Consider the following 26,537-nt stretch of genomic DNA (forward strand, 5'->3'; position numbering starts at 1 on the left):
AGGTATATGGCAATAGCCGGTGGGTCGGTTGCAAGCCTTGACCAGTACGTGATCTTTCGTCTGGGACAGGAAAGCTACGGCATAGCGATAGAATACCTCCAGGAGATCATTCGTGTTCCATACGTGGTGAAGGTACCCCTGACGCCCCCGTACATGCGGGGGCTCGCCAACCTGAGGGGCAACATTCTCCCGATTTATGACACCCGCCTGCGGTTAGGCATAAATGCTACGAATGATGACGAGAGCAACCGGGTGATAGTGGTTAATGCCGGAGGGAAGCAGGCGGGCTATGTAGTGGATCGGGTAGAAGGCGTTGTAGATATTCCGGGAGAAGCCGTAGAAGAATTCCAGAAAAAAGGTGATACTGGAGGCTACGTTACCAGGGCAGCACGTGTGGGCGAAGGCAAGCTCGTCCTTCTTTTAGAAATGGACCAGATGCTTAAAGATGTTGGTTTAAACGACAGCAGTGTGACTTCCCTTAAAGACACTAAAGAGTACGAGAACCTTGGTGCGAAAGAAGAAGAAAGTAAGGCCGACGAAAACGAGCAACAACTTTTGACTTTCCAAGTAGGAAAAGAAGAGTATGCTTTGGACATTGCCGACGTTCAAGAAATAGTGCATTTACCGGAAAACTGGAATGTGGTTCCTGATGCTCCTCCTTATGTACTGGGATTGGTGTCATTGCGGGATAGGGTTTTACCCCTTATAAGTATGAGAAGGCTTTTCGGTCTTCCGGAAGGAGAAGTGGCCGGTGGCAGGATAGTAGTCGCGTACGTGGGGGAAGGCAAGAGAGTAGCGGTTGGTCTAGTAGTGGACAGCGTAGCCGAGGTTTTGAGGGTGGCAGAGCGTTTATTGGAGCCTGTGCCTGCAGTTGTGAGGCGTAGCGGGGACGAGTTTGCCGCCATTTGCCGGCTAACCGACGAGCGCATGTTATTTACAATTGAAGCCTCCAGACTTTTGCGCGACGTGACATTTCTTACGGAATGGGAACAAGGCGGAGCAGATGAAGTCAGTGCATATAGCCATAAAACGCTGGAAGAGGAGCGGCAGCTTGTGACTTTCTTCCTGGGTGAAGAAGAGTTTGCCCTGCCCATAGACAGCGTACGCGAGATAATTCGCGCAGGGCGTATAACCGCCGTACCCAGGACGCCTGATTTTGTAAAAGGGATATTGAACCTTCGCGGGAGCATAGTGCCGATTATCGATTTGCGGTGCAAATTCGGCTATCCCGAGAGAGAAATAGATGAACAGGTACGAATTTTAATCTGCGAAGGGAATACTTCGGTGATGGGCCTTATGGTCGACGGCGTAAAGGAAGTAGTCAAAATTAGTGTGAGCAGCATTGAAGCCGCACCGCAAGTTTTAGTGAAGGACAGTATCCAGTCTTTCGTGGCAGGGATAGCCAAGTTTAACGACGAGCGTAACGTAATACTTTTAGACCCGGCGCGGGTAATGTCCTGGGAAGAGGGCGCCGAACTTATGGAAGTGGTGGAGGAGACGGATATCAGCGGATGAAGACCATACGGGTACTAGTAGTAGACGATTCAGCGTTCATGCGAAGAGTTATAAGGCAAATACTAGAGGGGGCACCCGATATCGAAGTAGTGGACGTGGCGCGGGATGGGCAGGAGGGTGTGGAGAAGGCCATCACCCTCCAGCCCGACGTGGTCACCCTGGATATCAACATGCCCCACATGGACGGCCTTACTGCCCTGCAGCATATAACCTCGAAGACAACCGCCAAAGTAGTCATGATTTCGTCACTGACCCAGGAGGACGCGCTCATAACGTTTGAAGCACTCGAACTCGGGGCGGTGGACTTTATAGCAAAACCGGACGGCACCATTTCGTTGGGTATAAGCAGGCTTGCGGATGAGATTATAGGTAAGGTCCGGGCGGCGGCCAGGGCTAGGGTGCGCAGGAGAACGCCCGGGAGAAAGGTTCCCCGCGTGGAAAAAAAGGTCGCCGAAAAACCAGGCGCCGCAGCTTCTGTCGCGGGCCTGGACTGGGTAGTAATGATAGGCGTATCTACGGGAGGGCCCAGGACGCTGGAGGACATACTGCCGCACCTGCCCGGGGATCTGCCGGCGGGAGTGGTAGTGGTGCAGCACATGCCGCCGCGTTTCACTGCAAGTCTGGCGCAACGTCTTGACCAGTACAGCAAGCTGCATATATGTGAGGCCCAGGAGGGAATGAAATTAAGCAACGGTCTGGCGGTAATTGCTCCGGGGGGTTACCATCTTATGTTCAGGCGGCAGGGCAGCGGCCTTACATGCTGCCTCTCTCTTAAGCCGGAAGACGCTCAGTTCCGGCCTTCAGTAGATGTAACCCTGCATGCGCTAATGAAAGCCTATGACCCCAGGCGAACCATTGGTGTACTTCTCACAGGAATGGGGGACGACGGTGCAGAGGCGATGGTAGAGTTAAGGAGGCGCGGCGGGTGGACTGTAGCTGAGAGCGAGGAGACAGCGGTAGTATGGGGTATGCCCCGTGCCGCGATAGAACGCGGGGGCGCGGACGTAGTAGCCCCCAGTTATCAGATAGCGGACATTATACGGCGGAAAGTCGGTGGGAGGTAGCCATGGAAGAGTTAACAACGTTTATAGAAGAGTTTGAGAAGGCCAGGGATGTAGCTGACCGCATAAATTTGGTCTGTAAGATAGGATCTTCGGGAGTTCCCGGTACGGCGAAAGTTTTGGTTGAGACGTTTGCTCGTGAGGGGGATGTAGTGGTAAGGGAAGCTATTGTGGGTTCGCTTCTCTCGTGTGACACGGAAGAAGTAATGCAGGAGGTCGTGCCTCTTTTGAAAAGCGAAGATGCGTCCCAGCGGAGCATGGCTTTCGATGTGCTTACATACAAGGCGGATGAGAAGGCTTTGGGTATTTTTGAGGGCCTTCTTCACGATGCTGACCGTGATGTGAGGGTAATGACAGTCCATGCTTTAGGCCGGAGCCGGTGCCCAGGGGTCTTAAGTCTTCTGCGGAAAGTAGCTGCCGAAGACGAGGATATAAACGTAGTGGGAGCCGCAGTCGAATACATAGGCGAGATAGGGGAGCGGGGGGACGTGGAACTAGTGCAGCAGTGCAAGGAAAGGTTTGATCACCCGTATCTTGATTTTATAGTCGCGAGGGCCTTGATCCGCCTTGGCGGAGAGCCCGGTAAAATTGCCAGCTAAGGGTTTCAAAGGAGAAGAGCGATGACCAAGGCAGAGTTTGAACGCTTGCGAGATTATATATATCGAGAGTCGGGCATCTACTTTGAAGACAATAAAGTTTACTATGTAGAAAAGCGCGTTGAGCAGCAAATGGAGAAGTACGGGTTTAAGGATTTTACAGCTTACCTGGGAGCCCTAAGATTTGACAGTACAGGCAAGATGCGCCAGGAACTACTGAACAGTTTAACTATTAACGAAACGTATTTTTTCCGCGAGTACGAGCAGTTAAAGTGCCTGGCGGAAGAAATCGTCCCTCTCTGGTGCCAGAATGGTGTAGGACGACAGGGAGTCAAGATTTGGTGCGCGGGATGCGCCTCCGGGGAAGAAGCCTATACCCTGGCTATCGTGATGCAGGAGATGGCGCCGGACATACCCTGGGAGATATACGCCACCGATATAGATACGGAGGTTTTAGATAAAGCCGAGAAAGGCATTTATAATCACTATGCCATCCGCCAGGTGCCAGAAGTCTATCTCAAGCGCTATTTTGTTCGACTGGGTGATAATTACGCTATTGCATCCTTGATTAAGCGAAAGGTCACTTTTTCCCACTTAAACCTTGTAGACGATGCGGGAATGCGGAAGATGCAGGGCTTTCACGCCATATTCTGCCGTAATGTCTTGATATATTTTGACGACCTTTCTCGCCGCCGGGTGGCCCTGCAATTTTACCAGGCCTTGGAGTCAGGTGGGTACATATTTTTAGGTCATTCGGAGTCTATGAGCCGGATAACCACCCTGTTTAAGCCGGTACGGTTTAAAAATGCTATTATTTACCAGAAGTAATACTATTAGGGGGGAGTAAAGGCTCATGGCACGCGTGCTTATTGTTGACGACTCGAGTGCGGTGCGAGCGTATCATGCCAGCATTCTCGTAAAGGATGGACATCAGGTAGACTTTGCGGACAACGGCTATGAAGGCCTGGAAAAGTTTTGTGCGGCTGATTATGATGTGGTGCTGGTAGATATTAATATGCCCAGGATGCACGGTTACGATATGGTGCGTGCGATACGCAGAATTGAGCGGGGCCAGAAAGTGGGGATTATCGTAGTTTCAACGGAAGCTGATTCTAAGGATATGGTTGAAGGTTACAAAGCCGGAGCCGATCTTTACATGGTCAAACCGGTCAAACCAGAAGAACTAAAACAGATATGTACAATGTTCAGCCCTATGAAGGGCGAGGGCAATGATGTCGGCGAGGGAGCGTAATATGGAAAAGGGGTCCAAAACTTTAAGAATTACGGCTGGCGAGCTTGGGAGCCGCGATGTGTGGCCTTTGCTACGGGATATGGAGGAAAAAGGATGGCTTGAACGTTTAAATCTTCTGGATTGCGGGGAAGGATACAGCCTGGAAATTGAAGTCAGGCCTGAGCAAGACATAGAACTTTGCGAGCGACTAGTCAAGGATTACCTCGAGGGCAAAACGGTCTTAGGTGATACACCTCGTACAACTCGTGATGTAGGGAGGGAGATGATAGAGTCTCAAACAGTCAGGGTAGAACAGGGCAAAATTGACAGGCTTCTAGCTCTAGCGGGCGAGCTTATAGTTAGCACCAACGGGCTCACTCATCTGGTAAGACGTCTGGAAGACTTAGGTTTACCGGTTGAAATGGTGAGGGAGATTAAAGAATACCAGTCGTTGCTTAACCGGGCCAGTTGGGAAATACAAGATGTAATTATGGAAATGCGGCTTATGCCGGTGGGTTTTGTATTTGAGCGGTTTCGCCGGGTGGTACGGGAACTGGGACAGGAGCTGGGTAAAAAGGTTCAATTTAAAGTACTTGGCGATGACGTGACGATAGACCGCAACGTTGCCGCAATTATATATGAACCTTTACTACACTTGATCCGCAATACCCTTGATCATGGTTTGGAAAGGTCGGAAGAAAGAATACGGTCAGGAAAGCCGGAAGAAGGAGAACTTCTTTTACGAGCGGAACGCAAGGGGGAACACGTAGTTATAGCAGTAAAAGATGACGGTGCGGGGATCGACGTTGAAGCTGTTAAGAGTAAAGCTGTTAGCCGGGGGTTAATAACTAAAGAGCAAGCCGAGAAGATGGGCTTTAATGAAGCGCTGGAGCTCATATTTATACCGGGTTTTAGTACAAAGGACGAGGCCAGCACGGTTTCTGGCCGGGGAGTAGGTATGGACGTAGTCCGGGAAACGGTCGAACGGTTAGGCGGCAAGGTAATTGTGCACAGCGAATTGGGGGTTGGGACAGAGGTAGCCCTGGAATTGCCTATCACGATGAGCATTACCAAGGTTGTACTCTTGGATTGCGGCGGTTTATATGGAATCCCTGTAGGGGAGGTCAAAGAGATAGTAAAGGTCGAAGCGTCCAGGCTGCATTCTTTAAAAGAGAGTGAAGTAGTGGTCTTGAGGGGAACCATATACCCCGTGTTCCGGCTTTCCCGTGTGCTTGACTCTAGTGTAGAGGGGGTAGATGGCAATGAACTTACGCTGATAGTCCTATTGGCAGGTGTCGCAGTAGCCGTACCGAAAGTTTTAGGTGAACAAGATGTAGTGTTGAAGAACCTACCAACCCAGCTTTCTCATTTGAAACTGTTTACCGGTGCGGCAATACTGGGGAACGGGGACATTGCTTTGATTTTAGATACTAGTATCATTGGAAGGATGGTGTAAACTCTAATGGCTATTGACTTGATGCGTGAGTTTCTAAATGAAGCCCACGAGCAATTGGATATGTTAGAGCAACTGTTTTTAAAGTTAGAGGAAAAAGATGATAGAACTATTGATGCGATCTTCAGGATTGCCCACACCCTAAAAGGTTCGGCGGCTTGTGTAGGACTAAAAGAGGTGGCAGATTTCGCCCATAAGATGGAAACTTTACTTGATAGCCTCCGGAAAGGAGAAGTGGTGATAAGCGAAAGCGTTTGCAACCTTTTGCTACAATCGGGAGATGTTTTAAGGGCGTTAATACATGGAGTTGAGGAAGGGCTGGAGAATTATGTTCCTCCGGAATACACCACGATAATCAACAAACTTGAGCATGCCTCTGATGAGAATATTATCCCGGTACAGGATAATAACAACGCCTGTATGAAATTATTTGTACGGATTGGGCTTGACCTGGCTTCAGAAATGCGTGCCGCCAGGGCGTTTGTGATACTGAAACGATTGGAAGATATAGGCAGATTGAAGATTTCACGGCCTTCAGAGAACGACTTGCTCAACGGGCAGGTAGTTCCCAACGCCATAATAGCAGTTGTAGAAGGCGACATCGAGGAAGAAGATCTCTATGAGTGTATAGCGGGATATCCGGACGTAACGGACGTTGATGTTAGGTATATGGTGGAAGTCCGGGAACCCGATTGGATGAGATATAAGGAATACGGATGTATACTGGAATCAAAAGGAAAACGCATAGTCCTCGACTTCATGTCCGGTACATTAAAGCTTGATGGTGGTGCTTTGGGGTTTCTTGGCGAAGCCCTACGACGCGGGTGGCTCCTGTATTCAAACGACGACCTAACTTTTAGAGTGTTAAGCCGACTAACGTTAAAGCAAGTGGCTTGAGGAGGCTTTTTCGTGAAGAGAATAATATGTTTGACCTATATAGGACCCGATGGAAGGGTTCAACTACCACGAAAAGTTTTGGATAAGCTTAAATGGAAAGGGGAGGACTACATTAAGATAGAGGTAAAAGGGCAGGGTAAAGTGGAATTAAGAAAAGTCAACTAACCCCTGGCTGAAGTCAGAAGGGAAGGATATTCCGTCATCGGCGTAATCAAATGTAGCAGGAAATACCTAATGGTATTTCTTCAAGCAGCCCCCGGAACTGGAAGCGACAATGAAATCTTGCCTGGATGGCAGGAAACCATCTTTCGTTGTCGAAAAAGTTAAAGGGATGCTTCAAAGAAATGATGATTGTCCCTGCGGCAGCGGCCGAAAATATAAGAAATGCTGCCTGTCCCGGGTGGAAGAAGCCAACCGCCTCCTTAACCAGGTAGTAGGGCCGGGTACATATACCACCACAGGGCGGAAAATCCTTGCCACCCTGGGTTTTATGTGCGGCCTCTCAATGGGAGAAGGGGGAACTTATCCCAACCCAGCCCGGATAGGCAGGGGGTTTGAAAGAAGCCTGGGAAGAAGAGGAGGCGTTAGATGCCGGAGAGAAGGACTTGCTGCATGTGCTGTCCGGACATTTCAAGAAGCTTCTCATTGCCAAAGAATATTTGCGCACTATCCGGGTCCCGGCCTATTTACTGAATTGATTCCATGGACTTATCCCTCCACCATGAAAGCTACACCGATGATGAACTAAAAATGTTGCTTATCGGTGTGAGCTGGACCGTCGATGACGATTGCCGGGTGTTATTCAGTACGGACGTATTACAGGTGAGTGGGGACGAGATGGAAGAAGCGGAGACCAGGATAAAGGAAATTATGGAGGAAAATAAGGAAAATGAAGAGAAGCAGGAAGCTGGCCAGAAGATAATGCAGATCCTGGCCAAGTATCCCGCTTACGGTAATTTTATCTACGCCAATATGTGGAGAAAAGCACAACCTGCTTACCAGGCTCTCAAGGAAGGCAAACTGAAGCTGATAATGCCTTTATATGCGGTGGCAGGCGGTGTCTACGCCTTTATAGCCAGTACGATGGCCATTATACCTGCGGAGGTAGTTAAAAGTGTTATCAATAGGTGCTAATTTCCGGTGGGTAGGGGAAATCCCCTGGGAAAAAGAAGAGGCCAGTTACTTTATCCCGGAATTAATCCGGGTCTTGAGGTAACGGCAATTCCAGGCGCTTGACCGGGAGGCCCGGGAGAAGTACGAAGCCGGAATTACCGGCCTGTTAGAGCTGCAGCAAGGCGCGTGAAGCAAGCAGCCGGAATAAGGAGGTCCAACAGTGAAGTTCGTGCGTAAGATAGGTATCACCGGAAGAGTATACGGTGCTCTTATCGGACTAGTTATGTCAGGTTTATGCATTACTATATGTTATTTATTTCCTATATGGTGGTGTTTATATTGGTTACCAATACTATACTTTCCTATCGGATTCTGGATAGGATACACTTATGACCGCATTAACGCTTTGGCCAACTTTGATTGCTTAACTGGCGTAGCTAACAGAGGGCTATTGATGAGAACACTATACCGTTGTCTTAATAAGGCTGCTAACTCCGGTACTCCGCTGTCAATTATATTTATAGACATCGATAACTTTAAGCAGATCAATGATATCCATGGACATGACCAAGGTGACCTTGCCCTTAAAATCGTTGCTAGGGAGATTAAAGCAAATCTAAGATCGACAGATATTGCGGGTAGGTTCGGAGGAGATGAATTCGTAATTATCTGTCCAGGAGCCTCGAGGATCCAGAGTGAAGCAATAGCCAGGAGGGTAAAAAAATCCATAGAATGCAAAGCCTTTGGTACCTTTGGTAATATTAAACTAACTATATCAACTGGAATCTCAGTGTATCCTGAAGATGGTAGTACCATAGATAAGCTTCTAAGTTTCGCCGACAAAGTTATGTACCGTAATAAAGAAAAGCGGTGTTTGGCCGGTGGCGTTAGTGTAAAATTACAATAGGCAGGAGCAAAAAAGAGCAAAAAAGAGAAAAGAGGCCTCATAGGAAGAAAAATACCAAAAAGGAGTGAGGTCTCTTTATGGTAAACGGTAGTACCAGTACCGCTACAATCTTGGCAGATAAGGCAGGTCTTTTCCTGAATTTACGGCAGGCCAAAATCATTGCTCCAGTTGTTTTTTCAGCGCGTTTATCTCTTCCGGGGCAAGACCCGTGGCTTTGATGATGGTTTCAATATCTACGTTTAACAGGAGCAAATTTCGGGCTACTTCCCGTTTGCCCTTCAGTTCGCCTTCCAATTCGCCTTCCAGTTTTCCTTCCATCTTGCCTTTCAACAAAGCCTGCTGCTGCATCTCTTCCAGGGTTAATTCCAGATTGTAAATCATCCGTTCCACCTCCCGGGGTTGCTTGCGTCCAGGATGCGGTCCACCTTTTCCCTAAAATTTTCAGGCATTCTGGGCTTGACGACGTTCTTAGCCAGGTAGTGATATGGCGGAACTCATCAGGCGTGAGCCGCCTTAAGACCTCCGCCAGTTTCTGTAAACGTCCCACCAGGTCTTCCGGGTGTATCTTCTGGTCCAAAATAAAAACGCCACCGCTTAGATTGGCCGCCTTGATAAGCTCTTCTTCGCTGTAACGGTTGACATCAACCAGCAGGTAATGGAAGTCCAGGAGATGCCCGCTAAAATCCTGGTAACTGTCCAGCATTTCTTTGAAGGAAAGGGCCGCCGTCCAGGATTCTGCCCCCTTGTAGAGCATCGCCGGGATGAAAGGTGGCAGGCAAAAATTTTTGTTCTCCCGCTCATTCTGCGAGGTGCTGTTGTAAATCTCTCGCCAGATCTCTACCATCTAAAGCAAAAGCCGAAAGGGTATCAGGTAGTCTACCGTCGACTGCAGCTCCAGTAGAACGTAAAAGATGACGTTTCTTTTTTTTGTCTTGAGCCGGTAGACGATATCGGCTTCTTTCTCACTGAAATCCTGGAGGACGTAGGATTTGTTCACCAGGATGAGGTCGTCTGCGTCAATGGCCTCCACCCAGTCTTCCCGGACGAAGGTCTTAAGCAGTTCAAGGAACACCTTTTTGTTGGCCAGGAGCTGCCTGTAACCCTTGTCGTGGGAGTAGTGGGGAGAACAGGGCTGCTCTTCGTTTTCTGGCGAAAAAAAACCTTCTTCTAGTAGATAATTATATCATATTTTTAGGGCAGGACGATAGTTTGCACAAAAACCGGTAACGTCCGATTTTAGCAGAGCAGAAACACGTTAACCCCTTGGGCAGTAGAAGCCACAGGCCTGCTTTTCCAGCCGGACTTTCTACACAGCTTTGGACAGGGCTTCTTTACCGGCCAGCCAGATAAAGTCTCCAAGACGCAATAGGGCAGCCACCAGGCGTTCCCCGTAAAATAGAGGTCCAGGGTTGATAGGGAGGCTACCAGTTTTAGCTTTTCTCAGACCAAAATATAGCAAGAGGATATATTGCAACCAACATGATACTGGAAAGAGTCTTAAACCAACTAAACCAACTGGTTAAAAAAGGACCCTGGAGGCAGCAGAACAGACCAAAGGCTTGCAGTGTTTATAAGCCCCCACCAATTGTAAGGGGGTAGGTAAGTGGTATTTAGTTGTGGTAAAGGGTTGGCAAAGGTAGTTAAGGGGCTGGTGGAGATCTTCTGTGCGTTAAACCCGGCTGTCACGGCCAAGCCGTTGACACCACTGAAAGTAGTCTCTACCAGTCCCAAGTTATTTTGGAGGGCGCTGGTAAGGACAGTTTGGTTAACGGCCAGGGTACCGTCCGGGTTCTGGGTAACGCCTATGGCGGCTAGGTTCGAGGCTTGATAACTATAGCTTTGCTTTAAAATAGAAAGCAACTGCGGGCTGATATACTGCGAATTTTGCGCCGTAAAGGTCACCAGGTTGTTATAAGCCGTCACGAAATTGTTGATGGCATTGCTTATGGCCTGGGTATCAGGGGTGACCGTAATAGTAGCACCAGTTACCGGACCCAAGAGATTCAATGTAAGCCTACGGTTGTCCAGGTATATGGTGTTGCTTTCGGAAGTGTAAGGGACACCATTGAGGGTGTAACTAGCATTGGCTGCCGCAACCGAAACCGTGTTAGCCTCAGTATAAGCGACAGCATTGCCAGTTACATCGGTTAAGGTGAAAGCATTACTGGTACCGGTATTATTGGCAGTTAAAACCAGGCGGCTGGTACCGGCTACAGTATCGGTAGCTACATTGGCGTTAACCGGCGCGCCGGTAGCATTTATGGCATTGGCCATGTTAGTGAGCACAGTCAGGTTGGTATCCCCGGGGTTAACGGTAAAGGATATGGCGTAAGTCTTGCCGCCTGCTTGAAGGTTGAAAGTGACCCTCCCCCGATTTGTAGGACACAGAGTTAAGAGTGTATAATCAGAGTAAGGAGGCGTTGTGTCCATGGGGGAGCAAAGAAGAAAATATGACGAAGAGTTCAAGCGCAATGCCGTCGAGCTATGCCGCACCAGCGACAAAACCGCCAGCCAGATTGCTTATGACCTGGGTATCAACAGCAGCATGCTCAACAGATGGCGCAGAGAACAAGAAAAGTATGGAGAACGAGCTTTTCCCGGGTTAGGGAAACAGATGCGCGGCACCGAACTTGAAGAAGAAAACCGCCGCCTGAAAAAAGAACTGGCCATCGTCCAGGAGGAACGAGACATCTTAAAAAAAGCAGTGGCCATCTTCTCCAAAACACCGAGATGAAATATCGGTTTATCCGGGAGCACACGGGAACTTTCCGTGTCGAGACGATGTGCCGCGTATTAAAGGTGTCCCGGACAGGATATTACCGCTGGTTAAAAAAGCCCGTAAGCCAGCGTAAAATCCAGGATGAAATTATCAAAGAAAAAGCAGAGCATATCTACAACAAGAGCCGCAAAACCTATGGCAGTCCCCGTATTCATAAACAGCTCGGCAAGGAAGGTATTCATTGCGGCAAAAAGAGGGTAGAGCGGCTGATGCGCGAAGCGGGCATCCAGGCCATCCAAAAACGCCAATTCAAGGTGACTACCGACTCCAGGCATAATCTGCCGGTAGCCGAAAACATCTTAAACAGGGAGTTTACCGCCAGTAGCCCTAATAAGAGATGGGTAACGGATATAACGTATATCCCTACCGAAGAAGGCTGGCTGTACCTGGCGGCGGTTATGGACCTCTATTCCAGAAGGATTGCAGGTTATTCAATGCAGAAATATCTAACCCGGGAATTGGCGATTGAGGCCTTAAACAATGCCGTCACCAACCGCCGGCCGGGCCGGGGACTAATAATCCACTCCGACCGCGGCAGCCAGTATGCGAGCCATGATTATCAGCAATTGCTGCAGCAATATGGCTTTATCTGTTCCATGAGCCGAAAGGGAGATTGCTGGGACAACTCCCCTATGGAAAGTTTCTTCAAGACATTGAAGACGGAACTCGTCTACCATCGCCGTTTTAAAACCCGGGCAGAAGCCAGAGTGGAAATCTTTGAGTACATTGAGGTTTTTTATAACCGGTTCAGGTTACATTCTTCCCTTGGGTATGCGACACCGGAAGAATTCGAGAAAAACTATGAGAACCTGAGAAATGTGGCTTAAGTTGGTGTCCTATTTATCGGGGGAAGTCCAAAGTATATGTACCTGGCGTAAGCCCGGTAGCCGCGGCGCTGGTCAGGGATATGCCTATATTTTGCTGGGCAGTGGCGATCTGGCTTATGCTTATAGCATAAGTAGATAAAGTTGCATCTGGCTGGGCCTGGGCAGTAACGGTGTTAGGAGCAGATGAAGTTGCTGTTCGCTGCAAGAATACGTTATTGCTGGTGCTAAGCTGCAATGGCTGGGAAGCCTCCCAAAGCTGGCGGGCATAGTTACTCAGAGTGACCAGGCTATTGGCCAAAAGGGAAGGCTGCTGCCGGGTCCAGCTATTTACCCATAAGGCTTCCTGGGCAATGTTGATCGGGGCTACAGGTTGAGAATAGTAAGAAGGTGCCGCTGGATTTAAAAGATAACTTACCAGCCAGTAATTAGGGTACCAGTAATTGCCGTACACCGGGCTTACCATGCGAAACCATCTCCTCGGCAACCCAATTGTCGAAAATTATTATAACACGCAGGAAACCCAAAAAGAAGATACAGTCCGACAAGATTAATGCTTTGTCCGGGTCATCCGGCAGTTTGGATAAAGGTTCTGGTTGGTGCTATTGCTTAATTATCGTTGGCAAAGGAGGAGAAAAATACCTTTTGTCGAATAGTAGAAATAAAATCGAACAAAAGGATAAAAAAGAGATAAAAATTAAAATAAAGAAGGCTGGAAAGATGAAGGACCAAACTATTAATACCAATAAATGCCAACGGGGGGGGGGGGGGGGGGGGGGGATTTACCCCATAACTACCAGAAAATAGAATTAATACTATTACCTGCAAAAAGCAAACCTTCCCGCCTTTACAGCCGCAGCTTAACTGCTTTCCTCAAAAGTCCAACCTGCAACTTTTTACCACAGGGAAACTTTTTTAGCCGGGCTATTTGCAATGCCGGTCCCCTCTGGAAGTCCCAGCTGCGCGCGCCTCCGCACACCGGTTCCCTAAAAACTGCAGAAATGATGAGACTTTATTATCCAGCAGCCCTGTAATACTGGTACTTGCAGGGGGCGCATAAAATGGGCAAAGGGCAAGGACTGTATAGTGAGGGCATCGCTAACAAATGGGCTATTAATAATCTTATTTTTACCTCCCCTGCGGCCAAAATGCTCTTGCGGAGCGCAGCAGTTTTATCACTGCTGGCCGTCACAATGTTAAACAATCATGCCCGGAGCCTGTCTTACCAGATCGTTCTTGATTTTCTCTACCTCGGGCCGGTGACCGTCGCCGCCTGGAATTCTCTTCTTGAAGGCTTGACGTTTGCCCTGATTGCCGTCTGCCTGCGCATGATTACGAACCCCCTGGCTTTTTCGGCAATGAGGGCCAGCGATTATATCGATTTTCTAGTAGTAATGGTTTTTTATCTAATCGTTCCTGTTACCATCGAACTCTTAAGGCGCCTGGCCCGGCAGCGCCAGCAATTGCGGCGCAACCTGCAATTGACAACGGAAGCCTTGCTGGAGGCCCTACAATTGCGCGACCAGTATACCGGCCGGCACTCGCGCCAGGTAGCTAGATATGCGCGCTGGATAGCAGCCAGCTTAGGCTTATCGCCGCACTTCCAGGAGTACCTTTACCTGGCCGGGCTACTTCATGACATCGGCAAGATTGGCGTTGACGACGCCTGCTTGAATAAGCCCGGTGCGTTGACGCCAGAAGAATGGCAGGCCATCCGCCGCCACCCCGTACTGGGCTACAGGATAATCAAAAAAGTAACAGGCAATCAACAAATCATTGCCCGGGCAGTCCTGTACCATCACGAGCGGTATGACGGCCGCGGCTATCCCAGGGGCTTGAAAGGCACGGCCATCCCCCTGGAAGCCCGCATTTTAAGCGTGGCAGACTGTTTTGACGCCATGACCACTGACCGGGTTTACCGGCAGGCCATGGCTCCTTATGAAGCCGTGGAGGAATTGCGGCGCTGTGCCGGCAGCCAGTTTGATCCGGAAATAGTGGATGTTTTCTGCCGCATCCTGGCAGAAAACGCCCTTATCCACCCTCGGGAGGAGGAAAAAGAGGTAAACAGTCTTTAGCAGCTGGCGCGGTAAATTAATGACTGCTTTTTCCTGCTTATTATTTTAACAATAGGCGTCGCGCTGGCGTCCTATCGGGACTCCCTGCGCGCGAAGAAAGACATGTAATGTGGCCAAACACGCCAACCGCGTCTCTTCTCAGTCTGTAATTGAGACGCTGAAACGGCAATTCTAACAAAAGGCCGAAATCCGGTCTCTAACCCAGAGCAATATTAAATGATTACCTTCGAAAAAAGCGTTGGCTCCGCGCATTGAGGACACCTACCCCTGTTTTGAAAGAAAAAAGTTGCATTTTAATGGCTGAATGCCTAAATAAAATATACTTTTTGTCGAATTAAAAATAAAAAGCAGTTAGTAAAGAAGGGAAGGCGCGATGAATCGCGAAATTGTAATTGCCAATAAATGTAAATGGGGGGGGGGGGGGTACAATTACCATAACCCCCGGTTATTGGAAATAAATCTTCTTTACATCCTCTTTCTATTAAGCCTTCTTTTCCTTTGCCTCGCCCGCGGTAAAATAATTCTTCTTTTCCATAATTCCCCTAAACCGGTAAACTTACTTCCCTACGTATCGTATGCTCAAGGCAAACAGTCAAAAGGCAGAAGCGCAAAGCCATGGGTCGAAAGCCCTTTCATGGGTTTGAGCGCCATTCGCGTAGGTTTTTGCCTTTTTACTGGAAACATTTTCCTTCAGTAGGGTAACAAACCAGGCAACGCCTACCACCAGAAATCATTGGACATTTGTTTACGGGGGAGCAAAGTATGGTTGATGGCCCATTAACCGAGGAAGAAATTAACGAACTGTTGGCTGCGTACGAAGAACTAATAGCCCAGATTAAGGAGGGCAAAGTGCCGACACTCACTCGGCTACCTATACAGGAAAAAGATGGTAATTGTGGTTCTTTTGGAAGAAAATGGTGGATTGTTTACCCAAAAAGCTAGGTAAGGCCACATGTTAAAGGGGAGTTAAATTAGAACTACCCTGAAAACCTTATAACTTACAGAAGACACCGTTAAGGGCAAACCCGTCGAAAGGCGTCAATGTGATGCAGAGGGGGATGAATCTTGAAACCAATCAATATTAGTTGCTAATAGTATTAATTATCTTAGAGCCTTGTTTTATGTAAACTAAAAAGTAGAGAAAGGAGGTGGTCAAGTTAGTTTAGTAGCAAATTGGACGGGGCGGGGAGGTGAGCAGCAGGTCTGGAGAAAGCAAAGCGAACGCTTAGTCTGCTAAAGAAAGGAGAAAGTGTGTATGGCCAGGAAGCTGGTAGTCTTCGACCTGGCGGGTGAACTTTATGGCCTGGACATATTCGATGTCCGGGAGATAGTCAAGGATACGCTCGTCACTCGAATACCGCAAACGCCTGAATTTGTAGAAGGCGTCGTCAACTTGAGAGGGAAGATAATACCGGTAATCGATCTGAGGAAACGCTTCGGCTTTGAAAAGGGGGAAAAGACGAAAGATGCCAGGATAATCATTGTAGACATATCGGGGCAGGAAGCGGGGTTGGTTGTTGATTCCGTCAAAGAAGTGGCGGCAGTTGATGAAAGCACTATTGAGACTGCACCCGATGTCACGACAGTAAACGCCGCCTTTGTGGAGGGGCTGGCCAAGAAGGACGATAAGATCATCATCATAATCAAACTGGACCTGCTCCTCAAAGTCGAAGAAAAGGAAATGCTTAAGCGTATGCAATAGGGAGGTGATAACCGAAGATTATACTGACTTTGGGATGCAGCGGGGCGCCGCCATCCAGGCCAGCGCCGCTATCGAAGAAGCCATGAAAAAGATGCGTGTTCCATTACTTTATGTCTACTGGGGGGAGATAGAGAATGTCTCTGAGAAGCATAAGAAGCAAGATCATGGCGCTGACGCTTATAGCTATACTAGCAACAGTAGTAATTCAATTGATTACTTCTAACATTTCCCTGGCAAAACTCACCACTAATTCCCAGTCAATAACACAACAGCACGTGTTGAGTGAAGTACAAGCTGGCCTCAAAAACACAGTCGATTCTATGGTTTCCTCCTTAACTGATATGTATAAAAGGAATGCTGGTACTATACCGGAAGATCAGCTTGTTGAGCTTATAAGGAAAACGCTGGATGCCAGCCGGTATGGCGATTCAGGATATTTCTTTGCTTACCGGTATGATGGTGTTAGGGTAGTGGCGCCGGAAAACAAGGCGCAGGAAGGCCAGAACCTCTGGGACCTAACAGATAAATCCGGCAAGAAGGTGGTTCAGGAATTCATCAAAACAGCCCAGAACGGCGGGGGATTTGTATCTTACCTTTGGCTCAACCCTAAAACTAACAAAGAAGAGGAAAAACTCTCTTATATAGCCCCCCTTAAACTTGGTAACCTCGAGTTAGCGGTTGGGACGGGCACTTATTTATCCATGGTAGAAGTTGCCAAAAATGATGTAGCTCGGGAGATTGCACAGTCCAGGAAGGCACTCTCCGGTTCTTTGGTTACTATAAGTATTATTGTTTTATTGATTTTGGCCGTAATCACTTATTTCTTTACTCGAACCATCACTACACCACTAATCCTGGCGGTTGACCTTCTGGGGCTCATAGCCAGCGGCGACTTCACCCGGACAGTTCCCGACAATTTCCTCCGCATGAAGGACGAGATAGGGAAAGTGGCCCAGGCCGTCGACCGCCTGCAGGCCAACCTCAGACCGCTGCTTTCGGGCCTTAGAGACGACGCTAAAACCCTGGCCAGCAACTCGGAGAACCTAAGTGCGTCTTCAGAAGAGATCGCCTCATCTTCCGGCGAGGTGGCCAAGGCCATCCAGCAGGTGGCCGCGGGGGCCTCGGACCAATCAAGCCATCTGCAGGAAATACTGGGCCTCGTAGAAAACATAACCGCAAGTCTGGAGAAAGTATATACCGAACTTAGTCACGTTAAGACTAACAGCGAAGAGACCTCTAGGCTGGCGAGTATAGGCAAGAAAGAGCTGGACGTCCTCATTGCCTCCATCAAGGGTGTTCACGAGGCCTTCAAGGTGGTTGCTGAGAAGTTGACGAGTTTGAGCGGTTCCGTAAACCAGATAGGTGAGATCCTGGAAGTGATCAACGGGATAGCGGAACAGACGAATCTTCTTGCCCTGAACGCGGCCATTGAGGCGGCACGGGCAGGGGAAGCTGGCCGCGGCTTCGCGGTGGTGGCGGAGGAGGTCCGCAAGCTGGCCGAGCAGTCCAGCGCTTCGTCGGATAAGATAAGGGTGCTATTGAACACTATCGGTTCGGAGACCAATGAAGTAGTGCATACTTCAGAGGAAGTCAGCAAGCAGGTAGTCGCGCAGCTGGAGAATGTAGAAAATACGGTCAAGGCCTTTGACAACATACTTGAAGCGGTGGCAGCCATCGCGCCCATGATCGAGGCGACTTACCGCGAGGTGGATAGCACGGTGAAAGCCAAGGACGTATTGCTGGACCGGGTCCAGAGCGTCAGCGCGGTGTCGGAGGAGGCTTCAGCTTCGGCCGAGGAGATCTCCGCGTCAGCCGAGGAACTGTCGGCCTCCACACAGGAGATAGCGGCCAATGCCCAGCAGGTGCTGGAAGTGGCTAAGCGGCTGGAAGAACAGGTGGGGCGGTTTAAGGTGTAAAAAGGCGGGAATAATTATGTTGCGGTCCGGCCGCGGGCGGCAGACGCGCCTTACGGCCGGACTTTTCTTAAGGAGCCAGAAGCACCGGCCAGGGCATAATAACCCGTTGCCGCGATCCAAAGCTGCTCCAGCTCAATGTACTCATCAGTTATATGGGCGAGGTCTTCCCGGGAAGAACTAACTTGTCAATCCGCGTCTCGTCGTATCCAAGTTTTTGCATCCCCTCCCGAACGGCCCTGGCCACCTGCTTTTCTCTGCCGGAAAGGCTGGGTATCCTTACTAACTAACTGTTGCGCCAATTCCAGCACCTCGCGGCGCCTGGCTTCTGTCAGCACGGTTAACTCCCCCCTTATTTCTGAACCCCGTTTTCCAGCTCAATTATAGTACCTCGAGAAAGTTAATAGCAAAACCCCGCTGTAATTTATCTAAAAGATTAGCTCGGCGACTGGTGAGGGCTATAATTAAAGTAAAGAAGCGCCGCGGGTAAATAGCGTCAGCGTTTTTTATACTTAGCCGGGGAGGACCATTCTTAATCTAACATACCTGCCCATGCCTTTATCGTCCTGATCCGGGAAAATTCTCCGGATAATATTGGCACCGGGGACAAGCAGCTTTCAGAAATACATAAGTAATGGGACACGGGAGAGGGGCCCTGCTTTTGGCAGGGCGTTTCTCTAATATACACGCTTTGGGACAAACTCCAAGACGGCTCCCGGCTGATATGGGCCGTCCAGGTAGTCGGCAGGATCGGTGCTGATCAGGCGCACCACCCGGGCCCGGTTAAAGCTTAAAGGTTCGACTTCCAGGGTGAGTCGGCCCACTTTAATTTCCTGATAGTTAGGGTAGAAATTCTCCGCTCCTTCCCAGATAAGCTCCCACGGCATCGGACTGTAGATGTACATTTTATTTTCACCTTCTCAGTGTAGCTTGCCCGGGCCGGGGGCACCTTCAGCAATAAGCTTCTTTAAATACCGTACGGCCTGGGAGAGCCCGCCCACTTCATCAATTAAGCCCACCTTTACGGCGTCTTTGCCCACCAGGATGGTACCGATATCCCGCGCCAGCTCGCCCGTTTGGAACATTAACCGCCGCAGCTCCTGCTCAGATATATTGGCATGTTCAACAATAAAGCGGATGACCCGGTCCTGCATCTTGTCCAGGTATTCATAGGTCTGGGGAACACCGATGACCAAGCCTGTAAGGCGGATGGGATGAATGGTCATGGTGGCCGTCTCGGCAATGAAGGAATGGTTGGCGGCCACGGCTATGGGGACGCCGATGGAATGACCTCCGCCCAGGACCAGGGAAACCACCGGTTTCGACATACTGACCAGCATTTCAGCAATGGCCAGGCCGGCTTCGACATCGCCACCCACGGTATTTAAAACCACTAGCAGGCCTTTGACGGCCGGGTCCTGCTCAATGGCCACCAGCTGGGGGATGATGTGTTCGTATTTAGTGGTTTTGTTTTGGGGCGGCAGGACCAGGTGACCCTCAATCTGACCTACGATCTGCACGCATTGAATTTCACTTTTGTACTCGGCGACGTTTGTTTGCCCCAGCTCTTTGATGCTCTCCACCTGTGGACTGGCGGGAGGGCGGGCTACGACGCGCTCCGGTTCCCCGGATGGCTGGGGTGACGGCGGGGCCGGCTGGGGCCCGGGGTTGGGATTGACGTCAGGGTTGGGCATATATGCAGTCCCCCTTGCTTAAATTGAGCCTGACTATGGCTTATTATAGGAAATAATGCCTTTAAACATACATATCCATCTTTTTATTTTGGAAGCAAGGAATTTCAAGCCTCGGTGTAGAATAGTAGCAACCGGGGTGATGGAAAATGGCTCCGGCCAGGACCATTAACGAGAAGATAAAAAACGAGATAATCGGTGTGGCCCTGGTGGCCCTGGCCCTCCTCTGCCTGGCGGGGCTGTACGTCCTGGATCTAGGTTATATAAGCACGGCGGCCAGCATTGGTGCCGTTGGCCGTCTGCTGGCAGGTTTTTTAAAAACTTTGACCGGTGAAGGCAAATACCTTTTTCCCTTAATTTTAGGGGCTTGGGGCCTCCGCCTTATCGCCGGGGGAAAAGTCAAGGATTCCCGGCCGCGTTTGCTGGGCGGCATTTTACTTTTCCTTACTTTTTTAAGCGCCCTGCACCAGCCCTATTTAAACAGCGCGTCTTATAAAGACATCCTGGCGATGGGGTTGACCGGTCAGGGCGGTGGCCTCATCGGCGCCGTGGTGTCTATTATCTTTAAGTCAGTTTTCGGACGTGTGGGAACCTGGATTGTCCTGGTGGCTTTAGGCATTATCTCTTTTCTCCTGGTTACCGGCGTTTCTTTAACGCGTATGACGGCACGTCTCATACGGGTATGCAGTGCCTCTTTTCATATCATTAAGGGCTGGCTTGTGGCCTTTTTGTTTACCGAGGTAGACGAAGAAGAAGGAGAAGAGCCCAAGGCGCCGGTAAAGAAAAACCGTAAAGTCAAAGAAAGGGAACGGAGCGTTCCCCAGGAGCGGGAAGTAATTCCTGTAGTTATAAATCAACCGCCGGAGCCGCCGGCGCTGCCGATTGTCCGGACGACGGCCGGAGAAGATGCGCCGGTCGAGGCCAAAATCTATCCGGAAAGCCCGGTCCCGCCTGGCGGTGAAGAGGAAAAGAAAATACGGCGTCGACCGCCCCGGGTGAACCTTCAGGCGGAAGATAATGCCGCCGTCAAAGAAGAAGGAGGTAATCCCTCAGCAGAAGCGGTCCCTTATGTTTTACCCCCTTTAAGCCTTTTGACCCGTCCGGTAAGGGTAAAAAATCCGCGTTTAGAAAAAGATATAACCGACAGGATTAAAATACTGGAAGACACCCTGGACAGCTTCGGGGTAAAGGTCAAGGTAACCCAAGTAAGCTGCGGGCCAACGGTGACCCGCTATGAAGTGCAGCCGGCCCCGGGGGTAAAGGTGAGTCGTATCGTCAGCCTGGCCGACGATATTGCCTTAAGCCTGGCGGCCGCCCAGGTGAGGATTGAAGCTCCAATTCCGGGCAAAGCGGCGGTGGGTATAGAGGTCCCCAACAAAGAGATTGCCGTGGTCCACCTGCGGGAGGTTTTAGAGGATCCCGCTTTTCTCGAGTCTAACAGCAAACTAACGGTAGCCCTGGGTAAAGATATCGCCGGCAACCCGGTAATAGCCGATTTGGCAAAAATGCCACATCTCCTGATTGCCGGAACGACCGGCTCTGGTAAAAGCGTTTGCTTAAATGCCTTGATCTGTAGCCTGCTGTTTAAGGCCACCCCCCAGGAGCTAAAACTTTTAATGATCGATCCCAAAATGGTAGAATTGACCCAGTATAACGGCATTCCCCACCTTTTGGCCCCGGTAGTGAGCCAGCCCAAAAAGGCCGCCACGGCCCTGCAGTGGATGGTCAGCGAAATGGAGAAGCGTTATGAACTCTTTGCCGGCGCCGGGGTTAAGGATATTACCCGCTATAACCGCTTAATGCAGAAAGAAAACAACGGTCAAGGCGCTCTGCCCCTGGTGGTAGTCCTGATTGACGAGCTCGCCGATTTGATGATGGTGGCTCCGGCCGATGTGGAAGACGCCATCTGCCGTCTCGCCCAGATGGCCCGGGCGGCGGGTATTCATCTTGTCGTAGCCACCCAGCGACCGTCAGTAGACGTCATTACCGGGTTGATCAAGGCCAATATTTCATCCCGCATTGCTTTTGCCGTTTCTTCCCAGGTTGATTCCCGTACCATTCTTGATATGGCGGGGGCAGAAAAGCTTTTAGGCCGCGGTGATATGCTATTTTTGCCGATAGGAGCCAGCAAGCCCATTCGTGTTCAGGGTGTTTACGTATCCGACCGGGAGGTTGAGGATCTTGTAACCTATGTTAAACAGCAGGGACGCCCCGAATACGATCCGAATTTCCTTAAAGGAGAAGAGGTTGCTGGCGAAACAGGGGAAGCGGAAGACGAGCTTTTCCCGGCCGCCGTCAGGGTGATTTTAGAGACGGGGCAGGCTTCCATTTCCATGCTCCAGCGGCGGTTGCGGATAGGTTATACGCGAGCGGCGCGCCTGATGGATATGATGGAGGCCAGGGGTTTCGTGGGCGGTCATGAAGGAACAAAAGCCCGCGCCATCCTTACGAGTTGGGAAGAATACGAGGAATTATTTGGCCACAAGGAAGGATGATACGGGGGAGGATTTCCCCGTAGCCGTGTCGAAGAACTTTATCCATGGAGGTGAGGCTGTGGAAAAGGTAGGGGATTTGCTCCACTCCGCACGGGAGGCCAAAGGAATATCTTTAAGGGAGGCGGAAGAGGCCACGAAAATCCGTCTCCGCTATCTGGAAGCCTTAGAAAAAGGCGATTATGCTCTCCTCCCGGGTAGGGTGTATGCCCTGGGATTTTTGCGAAGCTATGCCCGCTATCTGGGCCTTGACGTTCAGGCGGTGGTGGAGCAGTTTAAACGAGAATATCCCGCCGCCGAAGATAATGGCCCGGGAAGCGAGGGGCGTCTTCCGGCGGAAGGCCCTAAAAGAGGAAACCCGAAGAAGTACTGGCTGGTGGCTGCTGCAGTTATTGTAGCGCTGTGGTGTATAAACATGTTGTATAACTATTTGCGGCCCTCCCTGGAACAACTTTCCCCGCCAACACAGCCCCAGGTTACGGTGCCGGAACCTGGGCCATCGTCTCCGCAGCCGCCTCAAAGCGTGGTACCTCCCGTATCTTCTCCACCCCGGTTCCAGGGTGTTGAAGTTACCATAAAGTCCAATGGTAACTGCTGGGTTGGGGCTACGGTAGACGGCAAAGACGATTTTTCCGGTATATTAAAGGCCGGCGAAAGCAGGGTGCTACAAGGCAAGGAAAAAATTGTCGTAACCCTCGGCAGCGCCGGTGCTGTAGAAGTGACTGTCAACGGCCTGCTCCAGCCTTCTTTAGGAAGGGTCGGCGAAGTTGTTACCTTTGAAGCAGACAAAGATTCCACCCAGGCTAAGGTAACGAGGAAAAGATGATTAAGACTGCTGTTGTAACATTGGGTTGCCCTAAAAACCAGGTTGATAGTGAATATATCCTGGGCGTTCTCGATAAAAATCGTTTCATACTTGTGGGGGATACCCGTGAGGCGGAGGTTGTGATCGTTAACACCTGCAGCTTTATTGCCGACGCTAAACGGGAGTCTCTGGAAACGATCTTCGAACTGACCACCAGGGAACCCAAACCCTATATTATAGTGGCTGGGTGTATGGTGCAGCAGCATGGACGGGAACTATGGCAGGAGTTACCGGAAGTAGCCGCTTTTATCGGCCCGGGTGCCATCGGGCATCTTCCTGCAATTATCGAGAGGGTGTTAAAAGGAGAACGTTTGCTGGAATTATCCTCCTCCACGGAAGGGGAAGAGGGACTTCCCCGCCTCACAGTGGAGGGTAAACCCTACGCTTATTTAAAAATTGCTGAGGGCTGCGACAATCGCTGTGCCTATTGTACAATTCCGGCCATCAAAGGCCCCTACCGCAGCCGTCCCGTTGAAAGGCTCGTTGCCGAGGCCAGGGCCCTGGCTGCGACCGGAATTAAAGAACTCATTCTTGTAGCCCAAGACACCACGGCTTACGGCCTGGATTGCTACGGCGAGTACCGCCTGCCACAACTGCTGCAGGCACTGGCCCGCATCCCGGGAATAGAATGGCTGCGCCTTCTATATGCCTACCCTACCAGAATCACACCGCAATTGGTGGAGGTTATGGCCGGGGAGGAGAAAGTTGTACCTTACCTGGATTTGCCCCTCCAGCATGCCAGCGAAGACGTGCTGCGGCGCATGAACAGACCCGGCGGCTTAAAAGCGAGCCTCAAGGCCATCGATCTCCTGCGCAACGCAATGCCGGACATAGCCCTGCGTTCCACCTTCATAGTCGGCTTTCCGGGAGAAAGGGAAGAAGATTTTTACAGGCTGTTGGAATTTTTAAAGGCCGTACGGTTTGACTGGGTGGGGGCTTTTAAATATTCTCCGGAGGACGGTACCGCTGCCGCTTCCATGCCCGGACAGGTACCGGAAGAGGTGAAGGAAGAGCGCTACCGAAGGCTGATGCTTTCCCAGCAAACCATTACCAAAGCTCTAAATGAACGCTGGGTGGACAGGGAAATGCCGATTCTTGTGGAAGAACCGGGCATTGGCCGCTCCTTCCGCCAGGCGCCGGAGATTGACGGGTTGATCTATTTAGAAGGGAGTTATGTCCCTCCCGGGACCTTTATCACCGCCAGGATTACGAAGGTTCGCGGCCCCTATGATCTGGTAGGACAGGTAATAACCTGAGGTGGCAGTCCTGCCAGGCGTTTCATAAAGCCCGATTAAACGAAATTTGTTATAATTGAAGGTGTTACCCGTGGGAGAGGAGTGTGAACCTTGCACTTCAAAGGGTGGCGCCTTCATTTTATTATTCTGGCAGCCCTTTTAACCCTTGTTTTATTAATTGGAGGGCAGTGGGTCTACCTGCATTTCAGCCAGGAAAAACCCCTGGCGGATACTTTAAAGGCCAACCCGGCTGTGCAGGCGATGGAAGTAACCCGAACGGCCGAGGTTTTAGAAGTTAGGGTTATTTTGAGTCCCGGGGTTGATCTGCCCGTGGTATATCGCCAGGTTCAGGAGGCGGTGGCGAAACATTACGGCCGCGAAGGAGTTAAACTGATAATCCAGGATCACCGTTCTCCGGCCCTGGAAAATTTATGGCGCCAGAGTCAGTTCGCCGTTTACGAAGCGACGGTGCGCGGCAACTTCACCCAGATGGCGGCAACCGTTTCAGAGCTTGCACGTCAGGCGGGCGTCGATCAATATGCCGTCAATATAGACGACAGCTATATTTATCTGCAGTTCAGCCGGGGACAGGATTACCTCTACCAGGTAATCCCCAGGAATGATGCCCTCAACAGGGGGGAGGGGTTAGGTGTTTAAAGATTTTAAAGAGATTGTTGCCGGTGCGGCCTTGGGTTTGCTGATTTTTTTAAGTCTCAAAGGAGTCGACCTTACCCCCATAATCCTTTTGGCCGGAATGGGGTTCTTCACCTATTGGGTAATTGAAAAAAAGGGGGGGCTGCCGGGCCTGCCGGCGACCCTGGGCGGCAAAGGGTACGAGCCTTCGGTGAAGGTAACCTTTGCCGACGTAGGCGGCCAGGCTACTGCCGTTCAGGAGTTAAAAGAGGCATTAGAATTTTTGCTACGCAGCGATGAAGTTGCTGCTATGGGTATCCGCCCCTTAAAGGGGATTCTTTTGAGTGGTCCGCCGGGGACGGGGAAAACCCTTTTGGCCAAGGCGGCCGCCACCTACACGGACGCCGTATTTCTCGAAGCCAGCGGCAGCGAGTTTATCGAAATGTATGCCGGCGTCGGCGCCCAGAGGGTTCGGACCATTTTTAACCGGGCCCGGGAGCTGGCCCGCCGCAGACAAAAAAAGCGGGCGATTATATTCATTGATGAGCTGGAAGTTTTAGGAGGCAAACGCGGCAGCCACACCTCCCATCTGGAGTATGATCAGACTTTGAACCAGCTTCTCGTGGAAATGGATGGTTTAAAAAGCAGTCAGGACGTCCAGATTCTTGTTATCGGGGCTACCAACCGACCTGATTTATTGGATCCGGCACTGCTGCGTCCGGGGCGTTTTGACCGGCAGGTCAAAGTCGACCTGCCTGACAAGGAGGGCAGGCTGGCCATATTAAAACTGCACACGGCCAATAAACCCCTGGCGCCTGAGGTTGATCTGGAAGCCGTCGCCCGCGAAACCTTTGGGTTTTCCGGAGCGCACCTGGAAAGCGTGGCCAATGAGGCCGCCATCCTGGCTTTGCGGGAAAAATCGCCCCTCATTACCCAAAAACATCTAATGGAAGCAGTAGATAAAGTCATGTTGGGGGAAAAGCTGGGCCGCAAACCGGCAGACGACGAGCTCTATCGGCTGGCCATCCATGAAGCCGGGCATGCCATAGTCGGCGAACTATTGAGACCCCGGTCGATCTCCCACGTGACCATAACTTCCCGCGGCCAGGCTTTGGGGTATACCCGGCAAAAACCAGAGAATGATATGTATTTATATACCAGGGATTATCTGGAAGCACAGATGGATATCTGTCTGGCCGGCGCCGTGGCCGAAGACATGATTTTGGGAAACCGCAGTACCGGTTCTTTGAACGATTTTAAAGAGGCCATACGCCTGGCCCGGGTTATTATTACCGCCGGGCTTTCGGATTTAGGAGTGGTGGCTGAGGAAAATTTGACTAAGGAGCAGATGCATAACGCTTCGTCGGCCATCATCAATCAAGAAGAAAAAAAGGTAATGGTCCTTCTCCGGCCCTATCAAGAAACGTTAAAGGTTCTGGCGACCCGGCTGGTAGAAAAGGAAACGGTTACCGGCAGGGAATTACGGGCGCTGCTGCAGGACAACGCCCTCGCTTCTTGAAAATTTTGGCGCGCGACAGCAGGATTATAAAGAAGA

The 26,537-nt window shown here is 50.5% G+C and carries 24 protein-coding genes and 1 pseudogene; 20 read left to right on the forward strand and 5 right to left on the reverse strand.

What is annotated here, in order from left to right:
* The first annotated feature begins 6 nt into the window (after nt 1-6).
* From MHFGQ_RS05880 to MHFGQ_RS05930, 10 genes are all read left to right on the forward strand, one after another.
* On the forward strand, nt 7-1,515 hold the full coding sequence (locus tag MHFGQ_RS05880) for a chemotaxis protein CheW (RefSeq protein WP_106005594.1): 1,509 nt from the start codon (nt 7-9) through the stop codon (nt 1,513-1,515).
* A gap of 38 nt (nt 1,516-1,553) precedes the next feature.
* On the forward strand, nt 1,554-2,579 hold the full coding sequence (locus tag MHFGQ_RS05885) for a protein-glutamate methylesterase/protein-glutamine glutaminase (protein ID WP_245907847.1): 1,026 nt from the start codon (nt 1,554-1,556) through the stop codon (nt 2,577-2,579).
* Nucleotides 2,580-2,581: 2 nt separating this feature from the next.
* Nucleotides 2,582-3,175: a HEAT repeat domain-containing protein gene (locus tag MHFGQ_RS05890; RefSeq protein WP_170066294.1), complete on the forward strand. Its 594-nt coding sequence runs from the start codon at nt 2,582-2,584 to the stop codon at nt 3,173-3,175.
* Nucleotides 3,176-3,196: 21 nt separating this feature from the next.
* Nucleotides 3,197-4,000 carry a CheR family methyltransferase gene (locus tag MHFGQ_RS05895; RefSeq protein ID WP_106005591.1) on the forward strand — a complete coding sequence of 268 codons (804 nt, stop codon included), beginning with the start codon at nt 3,197-3,199 and terminating at the stop codon, nt 3,998-4,000.
* Between the two features lie 25 nt (nt 4,001-4,025).
* The gene (locus MHFGQ_RS05900) at nt 4,026-4,424 is read left to right on the forward strand and encodes a response regulator (protein ID WP_106005590.1); all 399 of its coding nucleotides are present in this window, start codon (nt 4,026-4,028) and stop codon (nt 4,422-4,424) included.
* Nucleotides 4,402-5,859, forward strand: a complete 1,458-nt coding sequence (locus MHFGQ_RS05905) for an ATP-binding protein (RefSeq protein ID WP_106005589.1) — start codon at nt 4,402-4,404, stop codon at nt 5,857-5,859. Before MHFGQ_RS05900 ends, MHFGQ_RS05905 begins: the two co-directional genes overlap by 23 nt.
* A 6-nt stretch (nt 5,860-5,865) precedes the next feature.
* Nucleotides 5,866-6,753: an Hpt domain-containing protein gene (locus MHFGQ_RS05910; protein WP_106005588.1), complete on the forward strand. Its 888-nt coding sequence runs from the start codon at nt 5,866-5,868 to the stop codon at nt 6,751-6,753.
* A 554-nt stretch (nt 6,754-7,307) separates the two neighbouring features.
* Nucleotides 7,308-7,451, forward strand: a complete 144-nt coding sequence (locus MHFGQ_RS05920) for a hypothetical protein (protein ID WP_245907846.1) — start codon at nt 7,308-7,310, stop codon at nt 7,449-7,451.
* A 4-nt stretch (nt 7,452-7,455) separates the two neighbouring features.
* On the forward strand, nt 7,456-7,887 hold the full coding sequence (locus MHFGQ_RS05925) for a hypothetical protein (RefSeq protein ID WP_146127148.1): 432 nt from the start codon (nt 7,456-7,458) through the stop codon (nt 7,885-7,887).
* A 199-nt stretch (nt 7,888-8,086) separates the two neighbouring features.
* Nucleotides 8,087-8,773, forward strand: coding sequence for a GGDEF domain-containing protein (locus MHFGQ_RS05930; protein WP_106005585.1), 687 nt, complete (start codon nt 8,087-8,089; stop codon nt 8,771-8,773).
* 156 nt (nt 8,774-8,929) lie between these two features.
* Here MHFGQ_RS05930 and MHFGQ_RS05935 read toward each other — a convergent pair.
* Nucleotides 8,930-9,860 (reverse strand): annotated as a pseudogene (locus MHFGQ_RS05935) (Rpn family recombination-promoting nuclease/putative transposase).
* 419 nt (nt 9,861-10,279) lie between these two features.
* Nucleotides 10,280-11,059: a flagellar filament capping protein FliD gene (gene fliD, locus MHFGQ_RS05940; RefSeq protein WP_170066292.1), complete on the reverse strand. Its 780-nt coding sequence runs from the start codon at nt 11,057-11,059 to the stop codon at nt 10,280-10,282.
* Nucleotides 11,060-11,201: 142 nt separating this feature from the next.
* On the opposite strand from fliD, the gene MHFGQ_RS05945 reads away from it, so the two are divergent.
* Nucleotides 11,202-12,379 (forward strand): IS3 family transposase gene (locus tag MHFGQ_RS05945; protein ID WP_106005281.1). Its coding sequence is split into 2 segments (ribosomal slippage): nt 11,202-11,463 and nt 11,463-12,379, totalling 1,179 coding nucleotides; the frame shifts between segments, so codons are not numbered across the junction.
* A gap of 13 nt (nt 12,380-12,392) precedes the next feature.
* Here MHFGQ_RS05945 and MHFGQ_RS05950 read toward each other — a convergent pair.
* On the reverse strand, nt 12,393-12,842 hold the full coding sequence (locus MHFGQ_RS05950; RefSeq protein ID WP_106005599.1) for a flagellar cap protein FliD N-terminal domain-containing protein: 450 nt from the start codon (nt 12,840-12,842) through the stop codon (nt 12,393-12,395).
* Between the two features lie 595 nt (nt 12,843-13,437).
* Between MHFGQ_RS05950 and MHFGQ_RS05955 the strand changes: the two genes are divergently transcribed.
* The 4 genes from MHFGQ_RS05955 (at nt 13,438) to MHFGQ_RS05970 (ending at nt 18,069) form a co-directional block, all read left to right on the forward strand.
* Nucleotides 13,438-14,451 carry an HD-GYP domain-containing protein gene (locus MHFGQ_RS05955; RefSeq protein WP_106006216.1) on the forward strand — a complete coding sequence of 338 codons (1,014 nt, stop codon included), beginning with the start codon at nt 13,438-13,440 and terminating at the stop codon, nt 14,449-14,451.
* Nucleotides 14,452-15,213: 762 nt separating this feature from the next.
* Nucleotides 15,214-15,393, forward strand: coding sequence for a hypothetical protein (locus MHFGQ_RS05960; protein ID WP_106006218.1), 180 nt, complete (start codon nt 15,214-15,216; stop codon nt 15,391-15,393).
* Nucleotides 15,394-15,706: 313 nt separating this feature from the next.
* Nucleotides 15,707-16,153 carry a chemotaxis protein CheW gene (locus MHFGQ_RS05965; protein ID WP_106006219.1) on the forward strand — a complete coding sequence of 149 codons (447 nt, stop codon included), beginning with the start codon at nt 15,707-15,709 and terminating at the stop codon, nt 16,151-16,153.
* Nucleotides 16,154-16,287: 134 nt separating this feature from the next.
* Nucleotides 16,288-18,069 carry a methyl-accepting chemotaxis protein gene (locus MHFGQ_RS05970; RefSeq protein WP_343105536.1) on the forward strand — a complete coding sequence of 594 codons (1,782 nt, stop codon included), beginning with the start codon at nt 16,288-16,290 and terminating at the stop codon, nt 18,067-18,069.
* A gap of 674 nt (nt 18,070-18,743) precedes the next feature.
* Here the strand turns inward: MHFGQ_RS05970 and MHFGQ_RS05975 are convergent.
* Both MHFGQ_RS05975 and MHFGQ_RS05980 read right to left on the reverse strand, forming a co-directional pair.
* Nucleotides 18,744-18,971: a YlzJ-like family protein gene (locus tag MHFGQ_RS05975; protein ID WP_106004943.1), complete on the reverse strand. Its 228-nt coding sequence runs from the start codon at nt 18,969-18,971 to the stop codon at nt 18,744-18,746.
* A gap of 15 nt (nt 18,972-18,986) precedes the next feature.
* Nucleotides 18,987-19,760, reverse strand: coding sequence for a ClpP family protease (locus MHFGQ_RS05980; RefSeq protein ID WP_343105537.1), 774 nt, complete (start codon nt 19,758-19,760; stop codon nt 18,987-18,989).
* Between the two features lie 146 nt (nt 19,761-19,906).
* On the opposite strand from MHFGQ_RS05980, the gene MHFGQ_RS05985 reads away from it, so the two are divergent.
* The 5 genes from MHFGQ_RS05985 to MHFGQ_RS06005 all read left to right on the forward strand — a co-directional run bounded on the left by MHFGQ_RS05985 (nt 19,907) and on the right by MHFGQ_RS06005 (nt 26,501).
* Entirely contained in the window at nt 19,907-22,252 is a 2,346-nt protein-coding gene (locus MHFGQ_RS05985; protein WP_106004288.1) for an FtsK/SpoIIIE family DNA translocase, read from the forward strand.
* Nucleotides 22,233-23,075, forward strand: coding sequence for a helix-turn-helix domain-containing protein (locus MHFGQ_RS05990; protein WP_170066120.1), 843 nt, complete (start codon nt 22,233-22,235; stop codon nt 23,073-23,075). Before MHFGQ_RS05985 ends, MHFGQ_RS05990 begins: the two co-directional genes overlap by 20 nt.
* The gene (rimO, locus tag MHFGQ_RS05995; protein WP_106004290.1) at nt 23,072-24,370 is read left to right on the forward strand and encodes a 30S ribosomal protein S12 methylthiotransferase RimO; all 1,299 of its coding nucleotides are present in this window, start codon (nt 23,072-23,074) and stop codon (nt 24,368-24,370) included. The genes MHFGQ_RS05990 and rimO overlap by 4 nt, the downstream gene beginning before the upstream one ends.
* A 90-nt stretch (nt 24,371-24,460) precedes the next feature.
* Nucleotides 24,461-25,006 carry a hypothetical protein gene (locus MHFGQ_RS06000; RefSeq protein ID WP_106004291.1) on the forward strand — a complete coding sequence of 182 codons (546 nt, stop codon included), beginning with the start codon at nt 24,461-24,463 and terminating at the stop codon, nt 25,004-25,006.
* Nucleotides 24,999-26,501: an AAA family ATPase gene (locus tag MHFGQ_RS06005; RefSeq protein WP_106004292.1), complete on the forward strand. Its 1,503-nt coding sequence runs from the start codon at nt 24,999-25,001 to the stop codon at nt 26,499-26,501. Before MHFGQ_RS06000 ends, MHFGQ_RS06005 begins: the two co-directional genes overlap by 8 nt.
* The last annotated feature ends 36 nt before the right edge of the window (nt 26,502-26,537 follow it).

It is taken from the genome of Moorella humiferrea (assembly GCF_039233145.1).
Lineage (GTDB): Bacteria > Bacillota > DSM-521 > Neomoorellales > Neomoorellaceae > Neomoorella > Neomoorella humiferrea.

Coding starts and splice junctions, on each gene's coding strand:
- MHFGQ_RS05980 (WP_343105537.1), bottom strand. CDS start 19,760: ATGCCCAACCCTGACGTCAATCCCAACCCCGGGCCCCAGCCGGCCCCG.
- MHFGQ_RS05950 (WP_106005599.1), bottom strand. CDS start 12,842: ATGGTAAGCCCGGTGTACGGCAATTACTGGTACCCTAATTACTGGCTG.
- MHFGQ_RS05970 (WP_343105536.1), top strand. CDS start 16,288: ATGTCTCTGAGAAGCATAAGAAGCAAGATCATGGCGCTGACGCTTATA.
- MHFGQ_RS05895 (WP_106005591.1), top strand. CDS start 3,197: ATGACCAAGGCAGAGTTTGAACGCTTGCGAGATTATATATATCGAGAG.
- MHFGQ_RS05890 (WP_170066294.1), top strand. CDS start 2,582: ATGGAAGAGTTAACAACGTTTATAGAAGAGTTTGAGAAGGCCAGGGAT.
- MHFGQ_RS05965 (WP_106006219.1), top strand. CDS start 15,707: ATGGCCAGGAAGCTGGTAGTCTTCGACCTGGCGGGTGAACTTTATGGC.
- MHFGQ_RS05880 (WP_106005594.1), top strand. CDS start 7: ATGGCAATAGCCGGTGGGTCGGTTGCAAGCCTTGACCAGTACGTGATC.
- MHFGQ_RS05960 (WP_106006218.1), top strand. CDS start 15,214: ATGGTTGATGGCCCATTAACCGAGGAAGAAATTAACGAACTGTTGGCT.
- MHFGQ_RS05910 (WP_106005588.1), top strand. CDS start 5,866: ATGGCTATTGACTTGATGCGTGAGTTTCTAAATGAAGCCCACGAGCAA.
- MHFGQ_RS05975 (WP_106004943.1), bottom strand. CDS start 18,971: ATGTACATCTACAGTCCGATGCCGTGGGAGCTTATCTGGGAAGGAGCG.
- rimO (WP_106004290.1), top strand. CDS start 23,072: ATGATTAAGACTGCTGTTGTAACATTGGGTTGCCCTAAAAACCAGGTT.
- MHFGQ_RS05900 (WP_106005590.1), top strand. CDS start 4,026: ATGGCACGCGTGCTTATTGTTGACGACTCGAGTGCGGTGCGAGCGTAT.
- MHFGQ_RS05925 (WP_146127148.1), top strand. CDS start 7,456: ATGGACTTATCCCTCCACCATGAAAGCTACACCGATGATGAACTAAAA.
- MHFGQ_RS05955 (WP_106006216.1), top strand. CDS start 13,438: ATGGGCAAAGGGCAAGGACTGTATAGTGAGGGCATCGCTAACAAATGG.
- MHFGQ_RS05905 (WP_106005589.1), top strand. CDS start 4,402: ATGATGTCGGCGAGGGAGCGTAATATGGAAAAGGGGTCCAAAACTTTA.
- MHFGQ_RS05885 (WP_245907847.1), top strand. CDS start 1,554: ATGCGAAGAGTTATAAGGCAAATACTAGAGGGGGCACCCGATATCGAA.
- MHFGQ_RS05985 (WP_106004288.1), top strand. CDS start 19,907: ATGGCTCCGGCCAGGACCATTAACGAGAAGATAAAAAACGAGATAATC.